This window comes from Psychrobacter piscatorii, from assembly GCF_904846415.1.
Taxonomy (GTDB): domain Bacteria; phylum Pseudomonadota; class Gammaproteobacteria; order Pseudomonadales; family Moraxellaceae; genus Psychrobacter; species Psychrobacter piscatorii.
Genome location: NZ_CAJHAR010000066.1, coordinates 1 through 5,803, shown reverse-complemented (window position 1 = coordinate 5,803; position 5,803 = coordinate 1). Strand labels below are relative to the sequence as shown.

At 44.6% G+C, this 5,803-nt stretch carries 4 protein-coding genes; all 4 read left to right on the top strand.

All coding sequences use genetic code 11. The features are described 5' to 3' along the window. Positions 1 to 413: 413 nt before the first annotated feature. The gene (nfsB, locus tag JMX83_RS14705) at positions 414 to 1,070 is read left to right on the top strand and encodes an oxygen-insensitive NAD(P)H nitroreductase (protein ID WP_201603310.1); all 657 of its coding nucleotides are present in this window, start codon (positions 414 to 416) and stop codon (positions 1,068 to 1,070) included. 427 nt (positions 1,071 to 1,497) lie between these two features. After that, on the top strand, positions 1,498 to 2,169 hold the full coding sequence (locus JMX83_RS14700; RefSeq protein WP_201603308.1) for a 2Fe-2S iron-sulfur cluster-binding protein: 672 nt from the start codon (positions 1,498 to 1,500) through the stop codon (positions 2,167 to 2,169). Further along, positions 2,166 to 3,158, top strand: a complete 993-nt coding sequence (locus tag JMX83_RS14695; protein WP_201603306.1) for an FAD binding domain-containing protein — start codon at positions 2,166 to 2,168, stop codon at positions 3,156 to 3,158. Before JMX83_RS14700 ends, JMX83_RS14695 begins: the two co-directional genes overlap by 4 nt. 2 nt (positions 3,159 to 3,160) lie before the next feature. Beyond that, positions 3,161 to 5,599: a xanthine dehydrogenase family protein molybdopterin-binding subunit gene (locus JMX83_RS14690; RefSeq protein WP_201603304.1), complete on the top strand. Its 2,439-nt coding sequence runs from the start codon at positions 3,161 to 3,163 to the stop codon at positions 5,597 to 5,599. The last annotated feature ends 204 nt before the right edge of the window (positions 5,600 to 5,803 follow it).

The following is a 5,803-nucleotide window of genomic DNA, read 5'->3' as shown; positions in this document are numbered from 1 at the left end:
TCTGATGTGTTCATATGTCCTCACAGGTATTGTTATTTGTATTTTATTTGAGATTTTCATAGATGGGTATATCGGGCAGCGCTATCTAAAGGGATTTGCTCGCTGCAAAATAACTCAGTCAATACTAAGAGAATGAGGGATCGATTACAATGTAGTCTGCACAGTATGCGTTATCACTTAGGTAGCTCAATTGTAACTATTATCAGTAGGACAGCCGGAATTTTTGCAAAAACGGTCTAACAACTGACGCATTGATAACAAAACCTGTGATTACTTAACCAATCTGCCGTGGTCACAAAACAGGTTTTTATTTAAAGTTGCTCCATTGAAATTAGCGATGATTATTTATAAATAATGCTAATACTAATAATTTAATAAGCAATAAAAACTTAACACTCACTATGGGGTCATATATGAAAAATATCACTGAAGCAATGAGATGGCGTTACAGCACCAAAGAATTTGATACCAATAAAAAAATATCAGCAGAAGACTTTCAGAGTCTAAAAGATATTTTACGTCTCAGTCCGTCAAGCACCAATATTCAACCTTGGCATTTTGTGATTGCTGATGACGAAGCTGGCAAAGCTCGAATTGCAAAAGGCACTGAGGGCATGTATGAATTCAATGATGCCAAAGTAAAAGATGCCTCGCATGTCATTGTATTCTGTAGCCGTGTCTATGCTGATGACGAGTTTTTGAACAAAGTACTCGACAAAGAAGATACGGATGGTCGCTTTGCAGAACCAAAATTCAAAGAGCAAATGCATCAAACGCGTAAAATGTTTTTGGACATCTGCCGTTACGAGCAAAAAGATGAGCCGCATTGGTTGATAGAGCAGTTGTATCTCAATATGGGTGCTTTGCTACTAGGCGCCGCGACTTTGGGTATTGATGCTGTACCAATGGAAGGCGCAGATTTAAAAGCGCTTGATGAAGAGTTTGATTTACGTAGTAAGGGCTATACAGCGGTTGCAATGGTTTCACTTGGCTATCGTAGTGAAGATGATTTTAATGCTGATCTGCCTAAGTCTCGATTTGACGAAGAAACAATCATCACCAAAGCCTAGTTTGACGTGTTGAAGTTGAAAGTATTGTTCTAAAGTAGCTTCATAATAGCCCTATAAACTTTGGTTTGTAGGGCTTTTCTTTATTAAAATCTATTTAACATACTGCCTATTTCTAAAAAATAGATTGCCCACTTCACATAATATATTGCTAAATAGTATGGCCTGAATTTGAGTGCTGATAAACTAAAATTAATTCATACTAACTAGCAGTGGATAGTTAGGTTAATTGAAGCGAATGATTATCAGTTAGCCTGCAGCGATTGGTAGTACACACTTTCAGGTACTGCCTCGGATTAAAAACTACACTGCAATGACTACAAAGTTAACACAAAATATCGCCTTCGATAAGACATAATCAATTTATTGACGCCGTAACAACGAGGCGTTTTACCATTCCCTTATATTCATCTGCCAGCGAGAAGCCAGCATGTCTACCTTGACGTTAACAATCAATAAGCAGGATTATCAGCTCGAGAATCTTGACGCCCGTACGACATTGCTCGATGTCTGTCGTCAGCACTTACAAATCACCGGACCCAAAAAAGGCTGTGACCACGGTCAATGTGGGGCTTGTACCATGCTCATCAATGGACGACGAGTCAACTCCTGTCTGACACTTGCCGTCATGCATGATGGTGATGAGATTACGACCATCGAAGGCATCGGGATGCCGGACTCACTATCGGCGTTGCAACAAGCGTTCAAAGACAACGACGCCTTTCAGTGTGGTTATTGCACCCCAGGTCAAATCTGTTCAGCGACCGCATTGATAGAAGAAGTAAAACAAAATTGGCCAAGCCATGTGAGCACTGATCTACAGAATCCTGATAGCCTGCTGGTACAAGAAATCGCTGAGCGCATGAGTGGCAATATCTGCCGTTGCTCTGCTTATCCCAATATTATCAAAGCCATCTCACAAGTGCTTGAGAATGAAGTATCAGCGTCTACATCCAAAACAGCTGACAATGCTGCGCAACACTCAAGCGTGACAGGTATTTGGTCGCCGCCGCCCAGCGAGACGCAACTTGGCAAAGCCTCAAAAAATAGTAAGATTGCAAATAATAAAACAGCAACTGGTACGACAGGAGGCCGCTCATGAAACGCTTTGAATATAGCCGTGCTGATGCACCAGAGCAAGCCGCGACATCTGCCAGTAGCAAAGATGCTTCTTTTATCGCAGGTGGCACCAACTTATTAGACCTGATGAAGTTAGAGATTGAGACACCGATCAAACTCGTCGATATTACGCGTCTTGACTTAGAGCAAGTAGAAACGACTGCTGATGGTGGTTTGCGTATTGGCACACTTGTGACCAATAGTGATCTGGCCGGGCATCCTGATGTGATAGCCAATTATCCAGTATTGTCGAGAGCCATTTTAGCAGGGGCGACTGGTCAGCTTCGTAACAAAGCGACGACGGGCGGCAACTTCTTGCAGCGCACTCGTTGCTATTATTTTTATCAAACGGATAGTGCCTGTAACAAACGTGAGCCGGGCACAGGCTGTCCTGCTATCAATGGTGAAAACCGCACGCTTGCCATTCTCGGTACGAGCGATGCCTGTATTTCTCAGCATCCATCTGATATGGCAGTGGCAATGCGTTTGCTGGATGCCACGATAGAGACAGTGAAGGCGGACGGGTCGACTCGCGCTATCGATGTGAAAGACTTTTATTGCTTGCCAAAAGACACCCCGCATATCGAAAACGTGCTAGAAGCAGGCGAGCTGATTACTCATGTTGTATTACCTGCCCCTGTCAAGGGCATGCACACCTATGACAAAGTGCGTGATCGCGCTTCTTATGCCTTTGCACTGGTATCTTGTGCCGCAGTCATCGATGCTGACGACAATGGCAACCTAAAGACTGTACGGTTGGCATTCGGTGGTATTGGTACCAAGCCATGGCGTAATGAAGACGTTGAGGCACTATTAACAGATACCGATGGCAACAGCGACGTTATCACGCAGGCTGCCGATCTGTTATTGCATGATGCCAAAGGTAATGGTCAAAATGACTTTAAAATACCGTTGACGCGTCGCCTACTAAAACAAGTTATTCAGCGCGCATTAGCGGGCGAGGGAGTATAATCATGGCATTATTTGAATCAATCACCCAATCAGAACCGACCAAAAAATTGACCATGGATGCGCCTGTTGAGTCTTTATTTAGTAAGACAGCAAGCAAATTGGTTGGTAAACCCATCAACCGTGTTGATGGTTCGCTAAAGGTTAGCGGTCAAGCAAAATACAGCGCCGAAATACATTTGGACAATCAAGCCTATGGTGTATTGGTAGGCGCGACCATTGCCAAAGGTCAAGTTGAGAGTATCGATAGTGACTCTCTAAAAGGCATTCCTAATATTATTAAAGTCGTGACCGATCCTGAGCACTTTTTGCGTAACTCCCAGCAAGGGACACAAACCAAAGCACCCAAGCAAGGGGTTAGCGAGATTTTTTATCATGGTCAGCCTATTGCTGTCGTGGTTGCTGAGACTTTTGAGGCGGCAAGAGAAGGCGCTAAAGCGCTGAAAGTGACTTATAAAGATGAGACTGACCAAGCGGCACTGAACTTTACTCAAGAACTCTCTAACGCACATGCGGTAGATGAAAAAAAAGGCTCTGATAAAAATAATGTCCAAGGCGATCCAGACCAAGGCCTAGCAGATGCTAAAGTAACGATCGATCGCTTTTATCATACCCCAAGCCAAAACAGCTCAGCCATGGAGCCACATGCGACGTTGGCGCATTGGGAAGACGACAAGCTCATTCTTTATACAGCCAACCAAATGCTGGCTTCTTGTAAGCAGCAAGTGATGGATGCGCTAGATTTGAGTGAAGACCAAGTGCAGTTGATTGCGCATTATGTTGGTGGCGGTTTTGGTAGTAAGCTTGGTATTGCCCCTGAATCTATTGCTGCTGCTATTGCTTCAAAGGATCTTGGTCGTCCGGTATTGATTACTATGACTCGTCCACAAGTGATGGAAGCAACGGTCAGACGCTCAAACACGCGTCAGCGTATTGCCATTGGATGCGATGAGCAAGGAGTCATTAATACTCTGATTCATGACTCTATCAGCAGCAATTTACCTGGTGAAAGTTTTTTTGAACCGTCTGCCTTGTCTACCCACTATTTGTACCGCGGCGAAAACCGCCGTGTGAATTATGAGATGGTAGATATGAACCAAGTATTGTCAGGCTCTATGCGTGCGCCTGGCGAAGCGGTAGGTATGATCGCGCTTGAATGTGCTATGGACGAGCTTGCCACACAGTTGGAGATTGATCCAGTTGAGCTACGCCGTCGCAATGAGCCAGAGCAAGATCCGAGTCAAGACATTCCTTTCTCAACGCGCCAATTGATTGCCTGTATGGAACAAGGTGCTGAGCATTTCGGTTGGAGTGAGCGAAATGCCAAGCCCGCCAGTCAGCTAGATGGGGACTGGTGGATAGGTACAGGGATGGCAGCGTCTTCTCGCGGCAATTCGTTACAGCAGTCAGAAGCCCGAGCAACGTTGCAAGTTGATGCCTCAAAAGAGCTAGGCGTCAAAGCCGTGATTGAGACGGACATGACTGACATCGGTACTGGTTCTTATACGGTGTTTTCACAAATCGCAGCTGATATATTGGGTTTACCAATCGATCATATCGAGATGAAGCTTGGGGATAGCGCACTGCCACCAGCGTCTGGTTCGGGCGGTAGTTTTGGTGCTGCAAGCTCTGGTAGTAGTATTTATCTTGCTTGTGAGCAGCTACGAGATATGCTAGCTGACAAAGTCGGGCTTTATCCTGACACGATTCAGCTTGATAAAGGTTGTATTAAGCAAGTAGGTAAACATGACCTGACTGCGGTAGAAAAAGCTAAAAAAAGCAGCCAAGCGTTCGCTGATAGCACCATTGATAAGATATCGGAAACAACCGGCATTTCATTATCAGAGAATGTGCTAGCGGAACAGTCTCAATCAGAAAAATATAACTTTGATAATAAAGAGTCTTACGCGCTTGCGGATGTGGTCGCTGATTATGATGAGCAAAAAATCACTGCCAAAGGCCAGATAAAACCGGGTAAAAACGGTAAGAGCCATCGCCAAGCCTCTTTTGGTGCGAACTTCGCTGAAGTGGCAGTTCATAAAGTCACTGGCGAGATTCGGGTGAAACGTATGACAGGTGCATTTGCCGCTGGTCGTATTCTGAACCATAAAACAGCCACGTCGCAATGCTATGGCGGCATGGTATTTGGTATCGGTTCAGCGTTGATGGAAGAGGTCATTCATGACAAACGTGACGGTCGTCTCTGTAACCATGATCTTGCCGAGTACCATGTGCCAGTCAATGCGGACGTACCGCAGTTGGAGGTCATATTGGTAGAAGAAGATGATCCGTATACCAATCCAATGCATATCAAAGGTATCGGTGAGACGGCTATTGCAGGTGCTGCTGCCGCGATTGCTAACGCTGTCTATAATGCAGTTGGTGTCCGTGTTTATGATTTCCCGATCACGCTAGATAAGCTGCTTTATGAGATGCCAGAGTAGTTTTATCAGCTTATGTATGACAAGAACCCGCTTACTGAGCGGGTTTTTGTAACTGAGTCGGTAGTATATTTTATTACTACTTAGATTAACACATGAAGTGCAATACCAAATGCAAGGTGAAAAAAAGACCTAGATGCGCTAGCATCAAAGTCTTTATCCACCGACCAAAGTGAGATTGCAACCATGAACTATACGCATCTAAGC

Coding starts and splice junctions, on each gene's coding strand:
- nfsB (WP_201603310.1), top strand. CDS start 414: ATGAAAAATATCACTGAAGCAATGAGATGGCGTTACAGCACCAAAGAA.
- JMX83_RS14700 (WP_201603308.1), top strand. CDS start 1,498: ATGTCTACCTTGACGTTAACAATCAATAAGCAGGATTATCAGCTCGAG.
- JMX83_RS14695 (WP_201603306.1), top strand. CDS start 2,166: ATGAAACGCTTTGAATATAGCCGTGCTGATGCACCAGAGCAAGCCGCG.
- JMX83_RS14690 (WP_201603304.1), top strand. CDS start 3,161: ATGGCATTATTTGAATCAATCACCCAATCAGAACCGACCAAAAAATTG.